16 protein-coding genes and 1 pseudogene are annotated in these 22,786 nt (G+C 63.4%); 7 read left to right on the forward strand and 10 right to left on the reverse strand.

Going from position 1 to position 22,786, the window contains the following annotated elements; translation table 11 throughout:
- The 3 genes from AB0L60_RS40645 (at position 1) to AB0L60_RS40655 (ending at position 2,091) form a co-directional block, all read left to right on the forward strand.
- Positions 1-1,026 (forward strand): CBS domain-containing protein, encoded by a 1,026-nt coding sequence (locus tag AB0L60_RS40645; RefSeq protein ID WP_364625657.1) that lies wholly within the window; start codon positions 1-3, stop codon positions 1,024-1,026.
- Between the two features lie 123 nt (positions 1,027-1,149).
- Positions 1,150-1,704 (forward strand): hypothetical protein, encoded by a 555-nt coding sequence (locus AB0L60_RS40650; RefSeq protein WP_364625660.1) that lies wholly within the window; start codon positions 1,150-1,152, stop codon positions 1,702-1,704.
- A gap of 33 nt (positions 1,705-1,737) precedes the next feature.
- A complete protein-coding gene (locus tag AB0L60_RS40655) occupies positions 1,738-2,091 on the forward strand; it encodes a nucleotide pyrophosphohydrolase (RefSeq protein WP_364625663.1) in 354 nt (117 codons plus the stop codon).
- Between the two features lie 2 nt (positions 2,092-2,093).
- Here AB0L60_RS40655 and AB0L60_RS40660 read toward each other — a convergent pair whose 3' ends face one another.
- The 7 genes from AB0L60_RS40660 to AB0L60_RS40690 form a co-directional block, all read right to left on the reverse strand.
- On the reverse strand, positions 2,094-3,998 hold the full coding sequence (locus tag AB0L60_RS40660) for a DNA/RNA helicase domain-containing protein (RefSeq protein WP_364625666.1): 1,905 nt from the start codon (positions 3,996-3,998) through the stop codon (positions 2,094-2,096).
- Positions 3,999-4,146: 148 nt separating this feature from the next.
- Positions 4,147-4,554 carry a DNA/RNA helicase domain-containing protein gene (locus AB0L60_RS40665; RefSeq protein WP_364625669.1) on the reverse strand — a complete coding sequence of 136 codons (408 nt, stop codon included), beginning with the start codon at positions 4,552-4,554 and terminating at the stop codon, positions 4,147-4,149.
- Positions 4,541-6,061 carry a DNA/RNA helicase domain-containing protein gene (locus tag AB0L60_RS40670; RefSeq protein ID WP_364625672.1) on the reverse strand — a complete coding sequence of 507 codons (1,521 nt, stop codon included), beginning with the start codon at positions 6,059-6,061 and terminating at the stop codon, positions 4,541-4,543. The genes AB0L60_RS40665 and AB0L60_RS40670 overlap by 14 nt, the downstream gene beginning before the upstream one ends.
- Positions 6,062-6,478: 417 nt before the next feature.
- Complete coding sequence (locus AB0L60_RS40675) at positions 6,479-6,856, reverse strand: hypothetical protein (RefSeq protein ID WP_364625675.1); 378 nt, start codon at positions 6,854-6,856, stop codon at positions 6,479-6,481.
- A 791-nt stretch (positions 6,857-7,647) separates the two neighbouring features.
- The gene (locus AB0L60_RS40680; RefSeq protein ID WP_364625678.1) at positions 7,648-13,428 is read right to left on the reverse strand and encodes a putative T7SS-secreted protein; all 5,781 of its coding nucleotides are present in this window, start codon (positions 13,426-13,428) and stop codon (positions 7,648-7,650) included.
- Entirely contained in the window at positions 13,429-14,079 is a 651-nt protein-coding gene (locus AB0L60_RS40685; protein ID WP_364625681.1) for a hypothetical protein, read from the reverse strand.
- 4 nt (positions 14,080-14,083) lie between these two features.
- Complete coding sequence (locus AB0L60_RS40690; protein ID WP_364625684.1) at positions 14,084-14,452, reverse strand: hypothetical protein; 369 nt, start codon at positions 14,450-14,452, stop codon at positions 14,084-14,086.
- Between the two features lie 282 nt (positions 14,453-14,734).
- On the opposite strand from AB0L60_RS40690, the gene AB0L60_RS40695 reads away from it, so the two are divergent.
- Positions 14,735-16,270, forward strand: a complete 1,536-nt coding sequence (locus AB0L60_RS40695; RefSeq protein ID WP_364625687.1) for a plasmid pRiA4b ORF-3 family protein — start codon at positions 14,735-14,737, stop codon at positions 16,268-16,270.
- 116 nt (positions 16,271-16,386) lie between these two features.
- Here the strand turns inward: AB0L60_RS40695 and AB0L60_RS40700 are convergent, their stop codons facing one another.
- Positions 16,387-17,712 (reverse strand): alpha/beta hydrolase, encoded by a 1,326-nt coding sequence (locus AB0L60_RS40700; protein ID WP_364625705.1) that lies wholly within the window; start codon positions 17,710-17,712, stop codon positions 16,387-16,389.
- 332 nt (positions 17,713-18,044) lie between these two features.
- Positions 18,045-19,115, reverse strand: a pseudogene (locus tag AB0L60_RS40705) (DUF3375 domain-containing protein); the annotation flags it as partial.
- Positions 19,116-19,698: 583 nt separating this feature from the next.
- On the opposite strand from AB0L60_RS40705, the gene AB0L60_RS40710 reads away from it, so the two are divergent.
- The 3 genes from AB0L60_RS40710 to AB0L60_RS40720 all read left to right on the forward strand — a co-directional run bounded on the left by AB0L60_RS40710 (position 19,699) and on the right by AB0L60_RS40720 (position 21,878).
- Entirely contained in the window at positions 19,699-20,727 is a 1,029-nt protein-coding gene (locus tag AB0L60_RS40710; protein WP_364625690.1) for an SEC-C metal-binding domain-containing protein, read from the forward strand.
- A gap of 243 nt (positions 20,728-20,970) precedes the next feature.
- Entirely contained in the window at positions 20,971-21,540 is a 570-nt protein-coding gene (locus AB0L60_RS40715) for a hypothetical protein (protein WP_364625693.1), read from the forward strand.
- Between the two features lie 65 nt (positions 21,541-21,605).
- Complete coding sequence (locus AB0L60_RS40720; protein ID WP_364625696.1) at positions 21,606-21,878, forward strand: hypothetical protein; 273 nt, start codon at positions 21,606-21,608, stop codon at positions 21,876-21,878.
- A 241-nt stretch (positions 21,879-22,119) separates the two neighbouring features.
- On the opposite strand, the gene AB0L60_RS40725 is transcribed toward AB0L60_RS40720, so the two are convergent.
- On the reverse strand, positions 22,120-22,662 hold the full coding sequence (locus tag AB0L60_RS40725) for an SUKH-3 domain-containing protein (RefSeq protein ID WP_364625699.1): 543 nt from the start codon (positions 22,660-22,662) through the stop codon (positions 22,120-22,122).
- Positions 22,663-22,786: the final 124 nt, after the last annotated feature.

Here is a 22,786-nt window from a genome sequence, read left to right on the forward strand (position 1 = left end):
ATGAATGAGCTACCGAGCCCGGAGCAGATCCGCGCAGAGTTCGCAGGCCAGAGAAAGACCGTAGTAGATCTGCTCGCCTATTTCGGGTACTCGTATCGAACCTATGAGTGCGTTCCTGTCATCGAGTCGGCGCTCCGTAGCGCAGATCTGACGACCAAACCCAGCTTTGCCCTGTGCCCGCACAACCAGGAAATGGAATTCAAGGATCTCGACGATTCGACGCCGATCCTCGAAACGACCGACGAGCTCGACGAAGACGCCCCTATCGGCTCCATGCCGCAGCGTCCGTTCCTCGTGCGCGATATCCCCTCGGCGCAAGGCGAATTCCAGAAGGTCACTTCCGACTTCACTTTTGCGCAGGCGGTTTCCATCATGCGCAGCGACGGGATCGACCAGCTCCCGGTCATCGACGGTGCCTCGCATTTGCGCGGTGTGCTCACCTGGAAGTCGGTGGCACGTCGGCTCGAATCCCACAGCACCGCACCACTGTCGGCCTCTCTGGAAGCCGGACACACGGCCAGCCTGGACGACAGACTGTTCGACAAGCATCTACTGACGATTTGCGAGCACGGGTACGTCCTGGTCCGGGACCAAATGGGCAAGCTCTGCGGCAAGATCACCCTCGCGGACCTGTCCATGCGATTCCATGAGGTCACCCGCCCTTACTTCATGGTCGGCGAGGTCGAACTGCGTCTGCGGAAGCTCCTCGGCACTTGCCTCGACCCTACCGCCATCATGGATGTACAGCCCAACAACCGGAAGACCGGAAAGATCGATGATCTGCAGTTCGGCCAGTACATCAGCCTCCTCGCGAACAAGGAGATGACGAAGAATGGATCTCCCAACGCCGATCAGAATTGGGCGGCGCTCAATCGGCCGACACTCGATAGGCTCATCTTCCTGAACCTGCTCGAATCCGTTCGAAAGATCCGCAACTCGGTCGCTCACTTCCACACAGCCCCCGTCACCGACTCGGACTTGAAAGAGGTGGAACGGCTGTCCGGGCTCCTCGGTTCAGCAGAGTGAATCGCCTCCGATGAGGGGACTGCTCGATCATCCTGACCAGCACCGGATGACGGCGCCACGCGTGCGTGGTACTGATGATCTCACCGGCAAGACCTCGCCGGTGCAGAGATCGATTGGTACGCAATGGCTTTCAATGTGATGGTGACTTACGTCGGCAAGGACGGGAGGGCTAACGTTCAGTACGCGATCGATCATCGCCGCTGGGGCCTGAGCCGGATACGCAAGCACACGCCGCGCGATTTCCCCATCGGTTTGATCGTGGCCGACGCGAAGTACCCAAATGGCCGCGGCGTCTCACGACCATCTGCACAAGGGTGGGATCCGACGCAGGTTACCGTGGCGGTCACCCTCATCGAGCGAACGGGCGAGGTCGAACACGCCGACAAGCCGTTCTGGCCGAACGAGGTTGCTGAGAACAGGATCTACTATCCAGATCGTTTCGACATGGTCCCGATTGGCCGGATCGACAAGATCCAGGTAAGCGAACTACCCAAGACCCTGCATGAGGCGATTCGCGGCCGTATCGCGTCAGGCTGTGCGGACATCATCCGGCTGAGTCCCGACGACCTCGATCACGTCCTCCGACTAGGAGATGCACGTGTGGATAGCTCGAAGTGGACAGTGGCCACTGCGGCGACGAGGGTCGGTCGTCCACCTACTGCGCGTCGGCATAATTGACCAATGCTGACTTCGACCTGATACACAGACGGCATGGTCATCAAGCGAATGCAAGCAATCATTGCGGACTTTGCGAGCGAGCGGGACTGGGATCAGTTCCATACGCCGAAGAACCTCGTGATGGCGTTGACCGGTGAGGTCGGCGAGCTTTCAGAGATCTTTCAGTGGCTGACGCCCGAGCAAAGCGCGGCAATCACCAACGACCCCCAGGGATTTGCCCGCGTGGAGGAGGAGATCGCCGATGTCTTCATCTACCTGCTTCGCCTCGCCGACGTGCTACAGGTCGATCTGATTGCCGCGGCGGAGGCAAAAGTTCGGGTGAACGAGCAGCGGTACCCAGTCGAGCTGGCGCGGGGACGGACCGTGAAGCATTCCGAGCTCCGCTGAGATCACGTCGTCATCTTCTCCAGGAAGGCTTGCGTTTCCGGATCGGTGGAATAGACGCACACGCCCCGCATTCCCCGGGTGACGAGGACCTTGTAGGTATTGCGGACCAACTCTTCGAAATTCTCGTCTGATGCTTTCCGCACGGCAGGATCGTGCGATTGGCCACGCCGAGCCACCCAGCGATCGCCGCGGCGGACGAAGTCCCTACCGAAAATGACTCCCGCCCAGTCATATTCGAATCCCTGGGCAGTGTAGATACAGCCGATCTGAGCGAATCCCCGATCATCGGACGCCCAGTAATACGATTCCGGCGCGTCAGGTACCCGCTTCTCCGGCTTGGCGTTCCACGGCCGCCGCCAATCTCCGATCTGTACGTCGTCGACAAGATGCTTGCCGTCTCCGATCGTCTCCGGATCACTCCACGGCCAGCAGTATCCCGCGGCGATGCGCGCAGTCCCACCGTGAGATTCGCTCTGGTTCGTCAGCCAGGCTTCGAGCGCCGGCGGCGAGACCGCGCTCGCAACCCGGAACTGATCATCCGAATCGGCCGTCAGTTCCTGCCAGCTGACCGGCTGTAATGGATCCAACCCCAGCAGCCGCTCGACCCATGTATCGAACAGATCTGAACCACCACAACGGAACTGGCCGTCGAGCGACACGATATCGACTTCGCAACCAGCTGCCTCCGCTGCTGCAGTGATTTCTTCCAGCGAACCCATCTCGCCCGGGCGCACGGTCTGGTTCTCGTCGAGCAGGAACACCGGCACCGACGCCACATCCAGCAGCTCACTGATCTGCTTGCGGCCCTTCGACCGCAACTCTGCGCTGGTGAATCGGTTGGCGCTGGTCTCGCGGATGCGGTGCGCCTCGTCGCAGATCAGGACGTCCAATTCGCGCGGCGCCGAGCCCATGTAGTTGTTGAAGTACTTGAACAGCGTCTGCACTCGCGGATTTCGCCGACCGGCAATCTTCCGCATGGTCTTGGTGAAGGCGCTCGAGCCCGTCGCGTGATGCACACGGCGACCCTGGCGCGCCAATTCACCGAGCAGGCTGAGGGCGATCACACTCTTGCCCGATCCTGGGCCACCGGACACGATCACAGCGGTTCGGGTGTTGCCGGCGCGAGACCTGGCCACGGCCTGCATGACGAGCTTGTAGGCGATCCACTGCTCGTCCAGCAGAACGAACTGCTCCCGCTCTTGGATCTCCTTGGCCGCCAAGTCCAGCAAGGGCTTGGTCGGTGCGTGCTCGAACTGTAGGAAGTCATCCGCAGCCTGAAGCGCATGCTCACGACTACCTTCAGTATCCAGCAGCGCCGTGAGATGGTTGACCATCTGCCCACGGTCATCGAGCGTGAACAAGCACCCGAATGCCGTCGGCTCATACTGGTCGAGGGCTGCGACGGCACGCGAGCGCGCGTTGTGCAGGAATGCGATGCCCCGCACGACCTCAGGTCGATCAGCGAGCGCGGGCGTGGAGTCCACCAGGTACTCGCAGTACCGCCGAACCTGCTCGACCGGGTGCAGCATCTTCTTCTTACGCCCGGGCATCTCGACGAGGTCCTCGGTGACCTTTTCAACCGTCGACCACTGCTTCAGTTCGACCAGTACATAACTCGGTGCTCCAGTGCTCGGGTGCACGCCACACAGCACCGCATCCACCCGCTTCGGGCTGTGCGGCAGACCGTACTCGATCAGCACCTCGACCTGGCCGAGCCCCGCGTCGACGAGAACGTTCAGCAGAGCCGGCAAGCTGTTGGTCCAGGAGCCCTGCTCGGATGTCCCAACGCGATGTCCCCATTTGAAGAGCGCCTGATCGGTGAGAAGCGTGATGAGGCGCCCGGCCTGCGCCTCCGACAGTAGGTACTCGCCACTACCTCGGACCAGAACCAAACTCGCCACCCCCACGGACGCATGCGAAATACAACATGCGGGTGGGAGCAGCGACGAAGTGGTGCTTCGGTGCTCGGCGGGCCGCGCAATCACACTACTCGACAAGACGCTGGACAGACCGACCGGCCTGCCGGAGTGTCAAGCGGGAGTGGAGATTCCCGCGCTAAGCAGTCATTTGCTCAAGAAACGACCGCGTCTCCTCGTCCGTCGAGTACACACACGCGCCACGCATACCGCGGGTCAGGAGGACCTTGTAGGTGTTGCGGATCAGCTCCGGGAACCGAGCATCATCGGCTTTCTTGACCTCAGCATCGTAGGAGTGTTCCCGCCGTGCCACCCACCGATCACCGCGGCGGACGAAGTCGTCCCCGAATATCACACCTGCCCAGTCATATTCGAAGCCCTGCGCTGTGTAGATGCAGCCGATCTGGTCCATTCCGCCCTCCTCGAAGGCCCAGTAGTACGAATCTGGCGCACCCGGTACTCGTGAACCTGGGAAGGCGTTCCAAGGACGGCTCCAGCCTTCGATTCGCACGTCGTGCACAAGTCTCCGATCGTCACCCCGCACCATCGGCTTTTTGGTCCAGTCCCCAGCAGAATCCAGCGGTCAGCCGCGCCACCCCTTGGGTGTTCCGGTGCCGGTCTCGCACCCATTCCTCCAGCGCTGCAGGTGCATCCACGCTCCCGACGAGGAAGGTGTCCTCGTTCTTCTCTGCCAGCGCCGACCAAGAAATCGGCGCATCGCCGCCGATCCCGAGCAGCCGATCGACCCACTCCTCGAAAAGATCAGAACCTCCACAACGGAATTGGCTTGTCAAATGGACGATCTCAACCTGGCATTCTGCTGCTTTGGCACCCGCCTTGATCGAGGCAAGCGAACCTGCCTCGTGGGGGCGCACGACCTGGTTGCCGTCGAGGAACAGTACCGGCACCGAGGCCACGCTGATCAACTCGTCCAATTGGGTTCTGCGACCAGCGCGGTTTCGCGTGTTCCCGCCGTTCGCCGAATTCGTCCGGATCCGATGCGCCTCATCGCAGATCAGCACGTCCAGCTCGCCCGGCCGCGAGGCGGAGTAGTCGTTGAAGTACTTGAACAGCGATCGGCCTTTGGCCCCCACCAGTTTCTGCATCGTGTGCGTGAAAGCGCTGGATCCCGTTGCATGATTGACTGCAAGGTGCTTCCGGGCAAGGTGCCCGAGAAGACCGAGCGCGATCACGCTCTTTCCGGAGCCTGGACCGCCGACAACTACGACTACTGTCCGCTTCTGGTCCACGGCCAAACCCTCCCTACGCGAACGCTCCGCTTCCCACGCTCGATTGACCGCGGCAGCCACCGTCTCGTACGCCACCCGCTGTTCGTCCAAAAGCACGAACTGCTCTCGATCTTCGATCTCGGCGGCCGCCAACTCCAACAGTTTCTTGGTCGGGCGATTGGGGAAGCTCACGAACTCATCCGCGACGCCTCGAGCTCGATCCCTGTCCACATCGACATCCAGCACCGAGGTCAGAAACTCGCGTAGTCGCTTCCGGTCCTCACGTAGGAACAGCTGCCCGAACTCGTCCGGGACATCGTCGATTAGCGATCCGACCCCCGCCGCAGTCGCATTGTGCAGAAACGCGAGTCCCCTGACAGCTCCCGGACGGCGTTCAAGTTCTGGGGTGAAATCGACCAGGTAGCGACAGTACTGGCGCACCTGGGCAACCGGATGCAGAACCGGATCGTCGTAGTACGGAACCCGCACCAGATCCCGGGCGAGCAGCTCGGCCTCCGACCATTGCTTCAGTTCGATCAGAACGTAGGTCGCCGCGCCGCCTGCTGGACGAACGCCACACAGAATGACGTCGACACGCTTCGGACTATGTGGCAAGCGGTGTTCGAGCAGCGCCTCCACATCGCCGAGACCCGCTCCATCGACTTCACGAAGAAATGCCGACAGGCTTTTTCGCCACGATCGAACTTCACCCGCCCCGACCGCACTCCCCAATTCAGCCGCGGCTCGTTCCTCGAGCTGAGCAGGTAGCTGTCCGGAATCCGCCAGCTCCAATAGTTGCCGCACACTGCCGCGCACCAGCGCCATGACTCTCCCACAACGAACACCCGAGATCGACATGCGGGTGGAAGCAGCGACGAGGGATACTCGGTGCTCGGCGGGCCGCGAGAATCCAGGCTACATCGAATCGTTGTGGGGTCACTCCACCAACACGAGCCGCACGGCAGTGGTCACTTCGATCTCACCTCGACGCAGCAGCAGACCGATGTCCCGACTCAACTGGGTTCGAATATCGGCCCCTCCAGGACAAACCCAGGATCTCTGGCCACCTCGCGAAACACCTCCTCAGCATGGCGCCCAGCACATCCGCGACCACATTGTGAGTGCCGGTTCCGATTTCATCGGCGGCATCTCGCCGACTCGACCACGCTGCCGTCGGCGCGGGTCGGGACCCTGCCCTACAGCAGCAGCCCCATGGAAGGCGTCAACACGAAGAACAGACGATCAAACAACAAATGTATGGCCGAGCAGGATCGACTTACGCCGACACCGGATCCTGCTCTGGGTGTCCTGACCATGGATGTCGGTGACGGCGTGGCGAGCTGACTTGGCGAAGGCCTCCGAGGGGCTCCTTGGGGCCGCCGTTGCGGTCGGAGCCGACGACTGCTCCATCGTGGCGATACCCATCAGCGCATCTACGACGATCGAGTCAGCCTGCGCGATACCGGAATCGACGTCAGCGGACGCTCGCGGCGGCTGTCGATCAACTACCGGACGACCGCCGAGATCCTCGCCTTCAGCCCGATGCTGCTCCGCGGCGAAGCCATCGACGATATGGATGGCGGGCTGGAGACCAGCGCTGGATGCCGCTCCGAAATCCACGGCGCACCACCGAAGCCGGTTGGATTCGATAGCGCGGAGGCCGAGTCAGAGGTACATCGCTGACACAGTGCGGAAGTGGATCGCCGACGGCGTGACTCCAGAGGAGACAGGCGTAGCCACCCGTATCAACTGGATGGCCGAGCAAATCGGGCGACACCTCAATGCGGCTGACCTGCCCGCACGGGCGCTAACCCGGAAAGTCCGTCCCGATCACCAAGTGTCCGTGGGCACCATGCACCGAATGAATGGGCTGGAATTCCGGTGCATGATCGTCGCGGGCGTCGATGACGCGCACGCCCCGACTCGGCGGCACTCACCCCGATCGAAGACGATCCACACGCTCACGAACGAGACCTCGGGGCACCTCAGACTACCGTCGGTTCAGCTGTTTTTGGGCGCGGTGCCGGGTAGTTTGACTTGCCCAGCTCGCTATCGCGAGCCCAGCTAGTGTTTCCGAGACTTCTTCGATGCTAGGCAATGATGCGATCCAGCCGAGTGCAAGGTCTGTCCAATACTCGCTCCGCATCGAGACCGCCGTTCGCAACAAGGCTGCCGGTGAGATGAGAGAAGAAATGGTTCCGGAGGCTCGCCCAGACTCGCGTTCCTGCTGACCGATAGTCAGCATGACCTGATCCAGCTCGAGCTCCAGTAATGGCAGTAGCCCAACTGGGTTTGCAAGATCGATTTGCCTGGTTGGCTCGCGATCTGTACCGATATACAGCACGCTGTCGACGACTCCTAGCCACAGCCCGGATCGATAGCGGACGACCGGAAGCCACATGCCCGGCGTGTCACATCCCTGCGTGGTGCTCGACATTGAATCCGTACCCCCTCATCGTATCCACGAATTGCTGGCGGATATCGTTGGTCCAGTTCTGCCAGAAATGTCCACTCATCTCATTAGTTCTCATTCCGTCCTCAACGCTGTTCCAGAACAGCCCGCCGACTACCCTACCGGGGTCCGCGCCGATGCTAATCGCGAGCTGCTCATGCGGACTTCCGCGCATTGCTCGCGCATACTTTGCCACATCTCCTACTGCGAATCGTCCATTATCTGGGTCGAATACAAATTCGATACCTTCAGGGGGATGATAGTTGTTCAATGCGGCGAAGGATTTCACCCGATCACTTGCTTCGATGACCCCTGGCTTGGGACCACTACCGGCGAGCTTGTCATCACCGTTCTGGTGACAGCCCGCTGGGATGAGACCTAACGGGTCCGCCCAGACAGTCGGATTATGCGGATACGCACCAGGGTTGGGTGCCGGTGCCAAGCCAAGCGGATCCTGGGTGAGGAAGCGCCCCGTAGCGGGATCGTAGACGCGGTTCAGGTTGTAATGAAGTCCTGTTTCAGGATCGTGGATCTGCCCCGGAAATCGGAGCGGTGTCGCGGCATCACCCTGCCATGTCGTGGCACCCCAGAGATTAGTGTTCGCCACGGCGACAATCTCTGTCGTGGCTGGGTCGATGAGTTCGGTTGGTGCGCCTACCAAGTCGGTGACAACGGCGTAGAACGCCTGGTCGACTGTCGCCTGATCAGTTGTCTGGGTGATCGGTGTGTGCGAGTTCGGCTGATAGTGCCAGCGGATGGTCGCTTCGGTGGTGACCTGTTCGACGAGATAGGTATCGTCCCAGGTGTAGTCGGTGCGTTCCAGAACGGTGCCGTCGGAGTTCAGGCGTTGCTTGGTGGTTCGGCGGCCGGCCGCGTCGTAGGTGTAGTTCCACCACTGTCCGTCGGGCGTGCGGACGTCGGTGAGTTGGTCGAAGGTGTTGTAGCGGTAGTGCCAGACCTCCGGTTTGTGCGAGATCCGTGTGGTGACCTTGCGAACGAGTCGACCGGCAGCGTCGTAGTGGTAGCGGGTGCGTCCATCCCTGATCAACAGGTTCCGCTGATACTCCCGGCGATCGTTCACCGAGTTTCTCTGTTCGACAACGGATTCCGCAATCCGCACATCCACGGATCCCGTACCGATGATGGCTGCTCTTTGCGAACCCCCGGGCTGCTCGTCGCTGATGATATTACTGAGCAGGTCGTAGGAATATGCCGAGGTCAACGAGCCATTCTGTGCGAGTGCAGTGACCCGGCCGATCACGTCGAGTGTGTAGTCCCGCTGTTGCGGTGCGCTTCCCGGTCGGCTGATCGTGTGGCTGGTGAGGTAGCCGTCGGGCCGGTAGACAAAGGTCTCGTTGCGCAAGTCTCGCGGGTCGGGCCGTGCCACGGAGGCGGAGTCGAGGTTCAGCGTGGAGCCGGGGAATCCAATGACCTGCTGCGCAGTGACGCGGCCGATATCGGACAGGGTGCAGTTGACGGCGACTTCGCCGACACACCAGCCAGTCGATCGGCCGACTGCGTCGTACGCGAAGGTCAAGTGGTGGCCGTTGGCCGAAATGCCCCGAACTCGCCCGGTGTAGTCCCACTGCCAGTCCGTGGCCGCACCACTCGGTGTGGTGCGGCTGACGCGGCGACCGTGGGTATCGTAGGCGAATTCCATTGGGGGCTGGTCGTCGAGCCGTTGTGAGGCCAGCTGTCCGGTCGCGGTGTAGCTGAATTCCAGTGTATGGATAGGGTTTTCGCCGATACCAGAGGCTGCGGTGAGAACCCGACCTACGGGATCGTAGAGATAGCGCTGCCATTCGCCACTGCTAGCGGCGACCTCGGTCACCCGTCCGAGTACGTCGTGGCTGTATCGGCGAATGTCTCCGTTCGCGGTGGTGATGCTGGCGATGCGCCTGGCACGGTCGTGGGTGTAGCGGGTGGTGGCATCGTTGTAGTCGGTTTCGGCGGCGAGTCTCCCCGCCCGGTCGTATTCGTAGCTCCAGGTATGCCCGAGCGGGTTGGTGACGGCGATCAACCGGCGTTCGGTGTCCCACTGGTAGCGGGTTATCGATCCGTCGGGCTCGATGCGGGAGGCGAGTAGGTCGAACGCGCCATAGGTAAAGGAAGTCATGTTGTCGGCGCGGTCGGTGTGGGTGAGCAGGTTGCCTTCCCCGTCCCAGGTCCACGACTCGGCGTGGCCATCGGGATCGGTGCGACGCAACAGCTTTCCATTCGCCGACCATTCGTAGCGGGTCACCGCCCCCAACGGATCAGTAACCTGGATGGGGCGTCCGAAACCGTCGCGTTCGAGGTGGGTGGTGCCACCGCTGGGGTCGGTCACAGCGATCGGCGATCCGGCTGAGTCGACCTGAATACTGGTGCGTGCACCGGTGGATTCGCGGATCTCGGCGACAGCGCCGCCGGGGTGGTAGCGGTATTCGGTGCGTGCACCGCCCGCGGCGGTCACGGTGGCGAGGTTTCCTGCAGCGTCCCAATCGTGCTGACGCACGGCACCGCCGGCGTCGGCGATCGCGGCGGGCCGGTTTGGTTGCGCGTACTCGATGTCGATCGTCGATCCGTCCGGACGCACGATCCTGGCCAGATCACCAGTGCCGGTATACACATAGTGGGTGGTCGCACCGTCAGGACCGACGACCTTCAGCGGTTCGCGTTCGGTGTTGTAATCGATATGCGTGTGCCCGCCGGCCGGATCGACCACATCGCGCAGCCGTAGATCGCGGTCGAAACCGTGTGTGGTCATCGCGCCAAGGGAGTCGATGACACTGGTGAAGTGGCCGGTGCCGTCCGGGAAGTCGCCGTAGTCCAGGTCGCAGTTGAGGAATCCGCCGGTGCCGCGCTGGCGCACCACGCGTCCGGCCTGGTCATAGGTGTTGAGCATGCTGTTGCCGTTGGAATCGGTCCACGACAGCATGTGTGCCTGATCGTCGTAGGTGTAGCGCATAGTCGCGCCCACCGCGTTGGTCACCGCGACCAAGTTCCCGGCGTTGTAGGTGAATTCCCGTACGCGCGTGTGAATCTCGGTTCCGATTCCATCGCTTCCGACGACGGTCAACGCGGTCACTCGGCCCGCGACGGTATCGATGTTCACGCGGTAGCCGCCGGAGTGCGACACCGACGTCGGAACACCGTCCGCGTTGTAGTGGAAGCGAATACGGTTGAGGTGACGGTCGGTGATAGCCGATACGGCGAAGTTACCCAACCGGGCATCGAGACCATCGAGTCCCGGTTCGGCCGCAAAGTGGAAGATCAGCTCCCGCTTGAGATTCCGCACCTGGTAGCCGCCGGCCTCGGTGCGCATCAGGGTCCAGCCACGGCCTCCCGACACCGGCTGCATCGGTTCTCCGGCCCCGGCGTGTGAAAAGGCGAGCATCACACCGTCCTCACCGAGGAAGATGACACCTTCTTGGTCGACGATGACACGCATGTCGAGTGTCGACGACCAGGAGGGCCCGAACCAGCGACCGTAGCGGTAGCTGGAACGGCGGGTCCGCCGCAGCACCAAGCCGAGCACGCCGGGCAGGTCGATGTCGGTCTCCGGGAGCAGGAACGCGCCCGTGGCGATATCGACGGGGTCGTCGGTGCAGGTCTTGTGCTTCAGATCGCTGGTGTCTTCGGGACTGCCGCTGCGTGCGTGGTCCGGGGCATGCCGGTCGGCGCCGGCACGGTCTTCCAAGGTGGGGTGCTGCCCGTCGGGTACGGGCTCGGGCTGGTGTTCGTGCGACGGCGCTGCATGCTCTGACTGCGGGTCGTGCCCACCGGGATGCGTACCGTTCGGGTCATTATTGTGGGCTGGGTCGTGCTCGGCAGGGGGCTGCCGGTCATCGGCAGCAGGCGGATGGGGCGCGTTGGGCGTTTCACTATGCGGTGCATGGGAATTCGGCTCGTTGCGCGGAGACGTTGGCGTGTCCGAGTCCGGGCGCGGGCTTGCCTGGACCAGTTTATGCGCGCGTTCCGGCTGTGCGTCACCAGGTTTGTCCGGGTGCGGTCCGCCGGGATCCGCATCGGGGTGGGGGCGGCCCGGTTCGGGCTCGGTACGCAGGCCTTCGGGTTGCGCGTGAGGCGCAGGTGATCCATCGCCAGGCGCACGTTCGGTCGCCAGACCCGGTTGTCCTGGCTGGTCGGTCGCGAGACCGGGTTGCCCTGGCTGCTCAGCGTGTGGACCCGCAGTGGATGGCTCGTGACTGGCATCGCCAGGCCGGGGCTCTGCGGACGGATTGGGTTGCGGGACCGTGTCTTCGGGATGTGCTGGCGCATCAGTGCGGACTGGTGAGGCTCCCGCCGGTTCCGTGACTCCGGGGTGGGGATCGACCGGATGCGGTTGCGGGGCAGCACTGTCCGGGTGCGGAGCCGCCACCGGACCGCCCTCTGGCGTGCCGGCAGGGCTGGGGCCAGAAGCGTCCGGCTTCGGCACACCGGCACCCGGTGACTGCGGTGCAGAAGCCCCCGGTTGCACAGCATTCGGTCGAGTCGTCGCTGGGTTTCCCGATCCGCCCGAGGGCTCCACGGGACGATCCAGTCCCGGTGTCGTGCGGCCGGGGATCGAGGGAGTCTCGATGCGCGGCACTCCCTTGGGTACAGCGCCTGGGGCGTCTTTGAGCACATCGGTGGCGACTTTGGTGACCCGGACGGTGTTGGTGACCTCTTCCACCGTCTCCGCGGCGAGTTTGGGTGCGGTACCAGCGCCGCCGGTGGCCACGGTGAGAATGATGTTGCCCGTGATCGCGCCGCCGGTCTCGAACGGATTCTTGCGCGCGTCCGACAGCATCGCATCGACCACCGCGCCCGGATCAGCAGCCGCGGTCACCATCCCGGTACCCAGATCGGCCATGTGAGAGAAGTAGTCGGCCGGATGCGACATGTTGTAGGGGTCGAGGATGTTGGTCGAGCGCGCGAACTGCACGATCGAGGAGAACGAGGTCAGCAGACCGGTTTCGAAGCTGAGCTTGCCGTGGTCGTAGACGCCTTTCAGGTCGTCGAAGTCCGCGCTCAATCGCTGCGACAGCGGCGGCTCGGTCGGGGCTTCCCGGGTTTCGGTCTGCAATCCAGAGACAACCTGGGAGGCGACGTCGTCGCGTTGAGAGCGGGCGTTTTTCAGGATCGCGCGCGCCTCGCTGCGCATCGACGTCCACGTGTCGACCAGCGGCGTGTGCTTCTTGTCCTTGTCCGACAACGCATTCCACGCCGTCTTTTTCGCCTTCTCTTCCTTATCCGCGGCGTCCCATTTGTCGATCGCGTTCTGCGCCTTGGCTTGCGCGGTCTCCAGCGCCCAGTACCAATTGTCCAGGTGTGCGGCCGCTTTGGTGAACGCATCCCCGGCCGTCCACCACAGCTTGGGCTGCTTGTCGAACTCGGCGTGAAACGCGCTCGCGCCCTTGCCGGTCCAATCCGCGACATCGATGGTGCGCAACGCATCCCCGGTCGACTCGATCGACGACGACATCGACCGCAGCTTGCCGGCCACATCGTGAATGGCCGAGGGTTCGCCGTGGATCAGTTCGGTCTTGTCCTTGGTCTGGCCGAGTTCCTTCTCGACAATCTCCCCGCCCAAGACGTCGGCGATCTGGTCGCCGATATCGTCGAGCGCATCGGCGACCCCACCCGCACCGTGATCGCGGGCGAAGTCCGCGACCGTGTGCGCGCCCTTGTCCAGGATCGAGCCGGCCTTCGTCTCGGCCGCATCGACAGCGTGCTCGATCGAGTCCCCGACATTGTTGAACCAGTCCCCGATCCCCACCTACCGGCCTCCCTTACCGCCCTGCTGCCCCGCCTGCTCGGGAGTCAGGATCTGCGCTGCCTGCTGCAGCGCACCCGTATTCCAGCCGGCGGCCGTCGTACCGGGCGTGGGGGCTACGATCGCTCCGGGGTTCTCGAGGGCAGCGACATTGGCCGCCGCCTGCGGTGCGACCGTCTCGAGGACCTGGGCGTCCAGGCGCATCTGGTCGGACATGTCCCGGAACGACTGGGCGCTGTAATCCGGATGCATCAGCGCGTTGAAACCGTTGTCGGACAACGTTTCCGACAGCGACCGCTTATCGATCTGCTCCTTGGTCAGGTGCGGATCCGAGAACAGGTGCGAATACACCTCCTTCAGCGCATCCTTGGCCTGCTCATCCATCATCTGATAGCGACCCGCCGCCAACCCCACCGTCTGCGCCATGGTGTTGGCCGACTGCACCAAAGACCGCACACCCCACGACCACCGGTTACAGAATGTCTCGAACGTCGACTGCACCGACGCCTTACCCGCCTGCAATGGCGACAATGCCAGCAGGGCGAACCCGCGCCCCATCGCGCCGGTCTCCTTGATCCCCAGATCCGACAGTCCCCCGATGATCGAATTGATCCCATTCGCCGCCTGCGTCAGCACCGCCGGATCGACCTTCAACTCATCAGTCACGCCATCGCCCCTCGATAACCTCGTCCGACAGCTCGGGCGGGAACGCCACCGGCTGCGCCCCCACGCAGTCGATCGACACCCCTGTTGGCTCGGGTCGCGCTGTCGCCCATGCGATCAGCCTCGCCCCGAGCACCCGCTGATAGCGGTACGACTGATCCTCCAGCACTTCGCGAGCAACCATGTAGCGTGCGTACTCCTCGAAGCTGGTGAACGCGCAGATCCAATCGATTCCCCGAACCCGCGAGGTGTAGACCTTGTCATCGTCGATCAACGGCACCAGCAACACCGCATCGTCATAGGCGCGGCGCAGCAAATCCGGCTGCCCGAATCCGGCATAGAACGCAGCGATCTCCGACCGCAACACGGCTAGACCATCCCCTACCTCAGTCAAAACAACCCCCTGAAGAGGCAGCTCCCTCGCTGACAGCAGCAGGCCGAAGACTACCTGACCGTCCGCAACTTGATCGACCGAGCAGATTTCGCGCAGGCGATCGACATGACCGATCTTGTCCGTCCCGACTCGTTCTCGGGAACCACCCCGATCTCAGATCTCGGCTCGTCGGAAAACTGGTGGATCCGATCGACGCGCACGCATGCACTCCGTCCGGCCGCCACCGTTCGACAGTGAAGTAGCGTTCCCGGCATGCCACGCGACCCGCAGCAGGCCATCGAGAAAGTGCTCGCACACCTTCCTCCCGAAAATCTGACCGCCCTGATCGCGCAATTGGGCGCGGCGGGGCCGCGCGGCGTCGATGAGGCGCCGGTGCCGTCCCGGCGCCGACCGCGGCGCAGCGACTTGGTGACGTATCGTGTTCGGATCGAACTCGCGGATACCGCACCGCCGCTCTGGCGACGGCTCGAACTCTCGTCGGATCTGTTTCTCGACGAACTTCACGCCGTCATTCAAATCGCGTTCGGCTGGACGGACAGTCACCTGCACCAGTTCGGAAGCGGGCCGCGGTATTACGACCGGCGCACCGAGTACTACCTGTGCCCATTTCAGGCCGAGCAGGGCGAACCCGGAATCCCGGAGGAGCACGTCCGACTGGATGAGGTCCTGGCAGACGTCGGCGATATCCTGCACTACTGCTACGACTTCGGTGACGACTGGCAGCACACGGTCTCGCTGGAGGCTGTTCTGCCAAACGAGCCCGGCGCGCCGCGGGCCCGGTGCACGGATGGTCGCCGGCCTGGCCCGCCCGAGGATTGCGGCGGGGTGGGTGGCTACGAATTGGCCGTCGCGGCAACAGATCCCGAGCATCCTGATCATGCGATGGCGGTCGCCGAATATCGGGAAATGTACGGCGAGGACATCGATATGGACTACGACGCACCGGTGCCATTCGACCGGGACGCGATCAACGAGAGTCTCGCCGAGTTCGACACCCCGACTCCGGCACTGCGACCGGTGGGACCGGGCGACTCGGCCGAGGCAGATCTTCCCGAGCTCATGCGCGACGTCGTCACACTGATGCGAACAATGCCGCCGGCAGCGCGAAATCACGTGCGGCAGCTGATCAATCGAATACCACTCGACGCACCGCCCCACATCGACGAGGCGGTCGCCGCCCCAGCCGTACGCCCCTACACCGTCCTCCTCGAGCACATCGGCACCGACGGCGCCACCCTGACCGCGGCGGGCTATCTTCCACCCGCCGTGGTGGCGGCCGTCTTCGACGAACTGCGCATGGACGAGCGGTGGATCGGGAAGGGCAATCGGGAGGACCTGACACCGCCGGTGGCGCTGCTGCGGGAGTCGGCGCAACGCATGGGCCTGGTCCGCAAATACCGCGGCAAGCTATTGCCTACCCCTAAAGGTCGTGCGCTCGTGAACAATCCGGTCGGGCTGTGGTCTCACCTGGCCGCGAGGACCGCCACCCAGATCGGGAAGTACGGCGAAGAGACGCCCCTGCTGTACCTGATAACCATCGCGGCAGGCGTCACCGAGGGCGTCGAACACACGGTCGCCGAAATCCTCACAGCCGCAGGCTGGACGCGCGCCGACGGCAGCCCGCTCAACGGGCGCGACCTCACCTCCAGGACCAGAGACCTGAACGATCTCTTCGACCGAATGAATCTGACACTGTGGGAGCGAGGCACATTCGAACGCCGGTTAAGCCCGGAAGGCGTCGAGTTCGCCCGATCCATCCTGTGGGAGACGCCGACAGCCACGCGATAACGAAGCGTGGAGGCGCCGTCACTACCGCCACACCACCGCGCCAGTTGACAACATCGGCGTCGCACCCGGGAGGCTCGCCCGGATGGTCGTGCCGAGGTGCAGGGTCGTATCGAAAGTCAGTCGGCGTGACAGGTGAGATCGGCCGCAGGCAGACCACCGTCGCGAAGATAGGTTTCGACGGCCTGGCTCACACAGCTACTCGGGACGGTGAACGCTCCGTGCACGATGACGTCTCGAAGCGTCACCAGCCGTGACGCGGTCATGGTTCGGTGCATACCGACGCCTTCTCGGTATGCCGCGACCGGATCGCCGGTGGCCTGCACGATGAGCACAGGCGTGGCATTGTGCACGTCGACACGTGGTTCGACGGGCGCAGGCCAGAACGCACATGGGGAGATGTTGTTGACCAGTGGCCCGAACACCGGCTGGTCGGCGCGACTGGCTTCGACATTGCGCCAATACCACGCGGGGTCGCGCGGCGCACCGACATCACCGCACACGACAGCGGTCGAGGATTCCGCGGATGCGATGGCGTCATCCGTTGTCGCGGTCAACAACCCACTCAGCGTCTGCTCCAAGTCGGCGCTGGGCTCGGCCAACTGTCCCGCGGCGGCGTCCGCGATCTGCCGAACAGCGTTCGCCGCGTCGTCGAACCGGCGGGAGTCGTGCAGGTAGCCGAACAACACGGACGGTAGCCAATGATCGTCCACGTCGTAGGCGCCGACCCGAATCGGTTGGCGGGCAGCCTGTTCGATCAGACCGGACACCACAGCACGAACATCGGAACGAGTAGTTCCCAGCCCATACCGATCGGCTCGGGCGGCGGTCCAGTCGGCCAACGCGTCGAGCGCTTCCTCCAGCGGCGCTCCCTGATCCTGGATCATCGCGTCGCTGCCGTAGCGCGCCGGATCGACTGCGCTGTCGAGCACCATTCGGTCGGTGCGATCGGGAAACATCTGTGTGTAGACAGCGCCCAGATAGGTGCCGTAGGACATCCCGAAATAGTTGATCCGGTCTTCGCCGAGCAGCGTGCGGACGAGGTCGATATCTCGTGCCGTATTGCGAGTCGTGATGTGGGGCAACATACCGTTGTCGGCAGCGAGGCACCGTGCTGCCAAATCGGCTTGGGTCGCAACGGATTCGCCGAACCTGACCAGGTCCGCTCCTGCCGACTGGAACGAGTCTCCGATCGACCATCCGCAGTGGACCGGCGTTGATCGACCCACTCCGCGCGGGTCCATACCGATCAGGTCATAAAGCCCCCACGGATAGGACGGCGCTGCTCGACCGAGTCGCACCGGCAAGTCCAGCCCACGGCCGCCGGGCCCACCCGGATTCGACAGCAAGATCCCTCGCCGGTGGGTCGGATCGGTCGCCCGCACTCGTGAGATCGCAACGGAAATGGTGCGTCCCTTCGGCTCGGCATAGTCCAGCGGCACCATTACATTCGCGCACTGCGTGCCGGCTCGATCCAAGAGATCGCTTTCACACGAACCCCACTCCAACTGTTGATGGGTGAAGCGATCCAGTGCAGCGGCAGCAGGCGGATCTGTCGGTGCGGTTCTGGCGATACCGATTCCTGCCACGGACCCGATCAGAACTACCGCGGCAGCGAGCACCAGAACACCGCTACGCCTGCCGGTAGTCGCCGTACTCGGTCGTAGAAATTTCTTTGCCAACAGGACGTTCCCCTTGCCGCCACTTGATCGAGTTGCCCTCGCGATCAAGATAGCCAGGCGGTCAGTTTCGCCTTCGTATCCCGCTGGGTGCCTTGCGGCAGGACCACCTCCGGGGCGGTGGCGTCGACCTCCACTTCCACCTGCGGATCACGGATATCCTTGACCTGCAACGCATTCGACTCGATACTGCGCAGAATGTCCATGACGCGCCGGTTCTCCAGCCACACCTGATCGTCGAGGAACCGGCGCAGCTGCTCCGACAGCAGCCGAACGGTAGCCTGGGTACGGCTGCCCGCGGCCAACCAGTCGTGATGGATTCGCCGCATTCGCGGGTCCACCTCGACGGCCTCCAGCACCTGCACCTTGGCCAGCAGTTCGGCGAATTCGACCTGCCTGTCATGCGACAACAAGAAGTCGTAGAACGCTTGAAAACTACGGCCCTGATCGGACTCCGCGATCGAATTCCGGCTGCCCAGTAGATCATCCAGCAGTTGCCCCTTCGCACCCGACCAGGTGGCGATCCGCGCGCGCAAATCCCGATCGAGCTGCCGGAAATTCGCCTCCACCTCGCGGAAGTCGGCGAGCAGTTCCCTTGCCGTAGAGACGAACTGCTGATAGCGGTCGCGCTGAGCCGCCGGCTCCAACAGCTCGAACCGCCCCTGGCTCACGGCCTGAATCTCCGCGTCGATCGCGTCCCGCCGCCGCTGCAGCTCCGCCAAGCGCACCTGTGGATCGTTCTCCGTACCGAACGCCATCTGCCGCAGGAGCTCGAAGACAGTGTTCAAGCGGGATTCGGTGCCGACGAAGGTCCGCTCCTGCAGGGACTTCACCCAAGCCAATGCCTTCTCCACTGCCGGGGTCGCGTCATAGTGCACTTCGTCGGAGTCCGGCGGATAGTACTTGCGCAGCCACCCGGATTCCGGTGTGGCCCAATCATTCAGATACGCCGTCGGCGGTTTGGGAAAGGTACCCTCCCCGAGCCGCTCGTTGAGTGCGTAGAGCTCGTCATCGAGCCTGCTCTCGAGTTCGGCCGCCGAGATGGCCCGGACATTCTCATCCACGAACACCTTGCCGAGGAAGGACAGCACCAACGGGGCATTGTCAGCGCGCAGCAGTCGCCAGGCGGGATGGTGCCTCCGCAGGGCATCCAACTGCTCGAACCGCATGACCTCACGTTCCTCGAGGAGACCGGGTGGGGCGGTGAAAATACTAGGTGACCACACCGACAGATCCATCGCCGACGGGCTCGACTCATCATGCGGACCAACCGCTCTAATTCGTTATGCCCGTAAGCAGGGTGACACTCCGACCGGTGGGGGTTCGGGCCTCCATGAACTCGGTCCGTTCCGCGATCGGTTCGGTCCTCCGGGGATGGGGACCTCGTCAAGAACGTCACCTGCTCAGCGGTTCAGATCGACGGCCCGGAGCGACAGATAGAGCTGAGACACGGCGAGTACCGCATCGCTGTTCACGAGGCACACACCGGTCGGCAGATCACCAGTGTCGATATCGAAGGCGAACAGTTCCCGTTCGATGCGCTGGACACTGACACCACGCTGTCGCGCGCCTCGGACCTGTCGACCGTGGACCCGTACCGCCGCGGCGTGGTGCCGAGTATCGTGTCGGCCACCCAACTCCGTCAGGTCTTGGACCCTTTCGTAACAGGTGCGAACCCCTGAGACCGGAGAGTCGGGGAGACCAGTCAGTCGTGGTGAAATGTCCGGTCGACTGTTAGCAGAGAGGAGTCCGATGTCGGGCGACACGAGCGACGAGCACCGCGCACTGCGTCGTGAGGTGCAGCGATTGGAGGCCGAGAATGCGCGGCTGCGTGACGAATTGGGCCTTCTCGCCGACGACTTCATGGGTGACGAAGCAGCGCCCGAGGAAATCGCGCGAGACTACGAGCAGGAAGCCGCCGATGGAGAACCCTCGGAGCGGGCGCAGAACCTCAGTGAGGCGGCGTCGTATTGGACACTCGCCGGCGAGTTCGAGCGCGCACGGCGGCGTTATCTGGATGCGATTGCCGATGGTGGTCGGGTCGCCGGGGATGCGCGAGTCTGGCTGGCGACGCTCCTGCTCGGGCACGGGGAGGAGCGGGAAGCTCTGAAGCTGTTGGATGTGGTGTTCGCCGAAGGGCCGGACGACTACCTCGTATACGAGACCGCCGGAGAGGCGTTCGAGGATCGCGGGGACTGGGACGAGGCGCTGCGCTGGTTCGAGGCGGGTCTGACCCGGTCACGAATATCAGTGTCCGACAATGATACTCACGAAACGCTGGGCCGATTCCGGCTGGGATCCGGTCGCGCCCGCGTCCGACAGCAGCTGGGATTGCCCGAGGACCACATCGATTTGGGCGTGGACCGGGACCGCCACCAGTGGATCGAGAAACTCGAGCGCCTCGGCCGGCCGGAGCGGCAACATCCGATTCCCGCGGCGATGCTGTACTTTCCGGAACCCGAGTTCGCACGGGCCATTCGGAGGTGGCCTGCGTTGCAGGATTCCTACGGCACGTTCGACGAACACCGCCAGGCTGTGGAACGAACCTTGCGCAGCGCCGAACCCGGCCTGTCCTCTTCCATCGTTGCCGCCACCGCGGACAGCCTCGCCGAGTACACGACCAGGACCGGTTCCGATCCTGAAAAACCAGCTACCCGAGCGGCATTCGCGGCAGAGCTGATCAGGACCGGCCCCGCCACACCCTGGCCACCGGGCCGCAACGAACCCTGCTGGTGCGGTTCCGGACAAAAGTACAAGAAGTGCTGCGGCCGACCCGGCTGACAGCGACCATGCCAGCGCAGACTTGCGACGATCGGTCGGCCTCCTCACCGGAGCGAGCGGGGTGACCGAACTGAAATTCCCACAGATGAGAGGCTCGACGCGAGGAACGAGCACGAGGGGGCGTTCCCACGCCTTCCTGTGGCGCCCGGTCTCCAACCCGCCGAGCCCAATGCCAATCGGGAGGGTCCGGACGACATCACAACAATCGCACACACATTCGATCCGACGCGATAGCTTCATCGCATGGTCGGCTCCAAACACGAAGCGATGCACCGGCTCTTCCAACGCCACCCGGACGTATTCGGCCGCGCGTTCGACGCGCTGAATCTGCCGTTCCCCAAACCGAATACCGTGGCGCTGTTACCCAACGATCTCACTGAGATCGAACCACTGGAGCGGCGCGTGGACACACTCCTACGCGTCGATACCAATGAAGGCCCATTCCTGTTGCTGGTGGAGGCTCAGAGCCGAGACGACAAGCGCAAGCCGAGCGCCTCGGCCTACTACCTCGCACACGTCCACGCGAAGTACGACCTGCACCCGGTCCTGCTCGTCGTATGCCAGGACGCCGCGACCGCGGCGTGGGCCGCCCGTCCACAACATATCGGCCCACGTCAGTGGGCCAGCCTCGTCGTCCGGCCCCTGGTCCTGGGCCCGCACAACGGGCGGCCGGTGACCGATCTGCAGGAGGCGGTCAGCGACATTCCGCTGGCCACCCTCTCCGCGATCACCCATGCCAACGACCCCGGCATCGGTGACATACTGAAAACACTGGCCACCGCATTGCAAAAATCGACGAGGACGACGCACTGATCTTCGCCGAACTCACTGAACTCGGGTTGGGCAAAGGCCCGGCCGGACGACTCTGGAGGCAGTTGATGACCGTGGACCTCTCCTTCTTCCGCTCCGAAACCTCCCAGCGCCTGCGCGCCCAGGCCCGCACTGAGGGACATGCTGAAGGACTCGCTGAAGGACGTGCAGAGGGGCTTGCCGAAGCCGTCATTCACACACTGGAGCGAAACGGAATCACCATCACCGCCGCGGCCCGTGAGCGCATCACGTCCTGCACAGATCCCGAACGTCTCCTCGACTGGCTGGATAAATCCATTACGGCCAGCACCGTCGACAGCCTCTTCGACGACCCTGCATAACCTGCGGGATTAAGGTGTCAGGCGCAGATGACCTTGCGCTAGGAGACAGAACTCGACCGTGGTGACGGGCCGACCGCACCCGTCACCACGACTGATCGACACAGATCGAGCCGCACACCTGCCCCTCGGCGGTCACGCTCGCTTCTCTGGAAGGTCTCTGATGTCGTATTGCCTAGCGGCACAGTGAGATCCGAGACATTGGCATAGGCGGTTGTCATCTGATCTGAGGTTGTGCCGACGCCTAGGATGCTCGGGTTTGCCGGGCTGCTGAGATCGGCCGGCCGCGGTGGTACGTGAGGATTTGGTCGGGGGTGCGGTGGCGGCGGAGGATGAGGTCGAGGGCCTGGGGGAAGGTGGGGCCCAGGAGGTGGAGGGCCAGGATACCGTCGGAGACGACGTTGCCGTTGTCGAGCATCAGGAGAAAGGTTGTGCCGGTGGCGTTGGCGGCTAGGGGGGTCATGCGGTGGCCGAGGGCTGATTCGAAATCGGCGTAGCGGTCGTACATGCCGGTCGCTACGTCGATGGGGTCGAAGAAGAGGGGGTCGGGAGGCCACAGGGCGCCGGCGAGGTCAGGGGGGCGGAGGGCGAGTTTGCCGAAGGATTCGAGAGTTGATGCCGCGGGGCGGGAGACGTGGAAGCCTTCGGCTTTCAGACGGTCGATCCATTCGGTGATGTCTACTCGGCGACGTGGAGTCCAGCCCGCGGCTTTGAGAGCTTGCAGCGTGATTGGATTCGGCCAATAGAAGCGCATAGAGACTATTCGGTGCTGGATCGTGTTGGGCACGTATCGATTTGGTTGACCTGTGCCTGGATACGCAGAAGGCCCCCAGCATGAGCTGGGGGCCTTCGCGAAGGATGTTCCGGCGGTGTCCTACTCTCCCACACCCTGTCGAGTGCAGTACCATCGG

Source organism: Nocardia sp. NPDC051981 (genome assembly GCF_040680715.1).
GTDB lineage: Bacteria > Actinomycetota > Actinomycetes > Mycobacteriales > Mycobacteriaceae > Nocardia.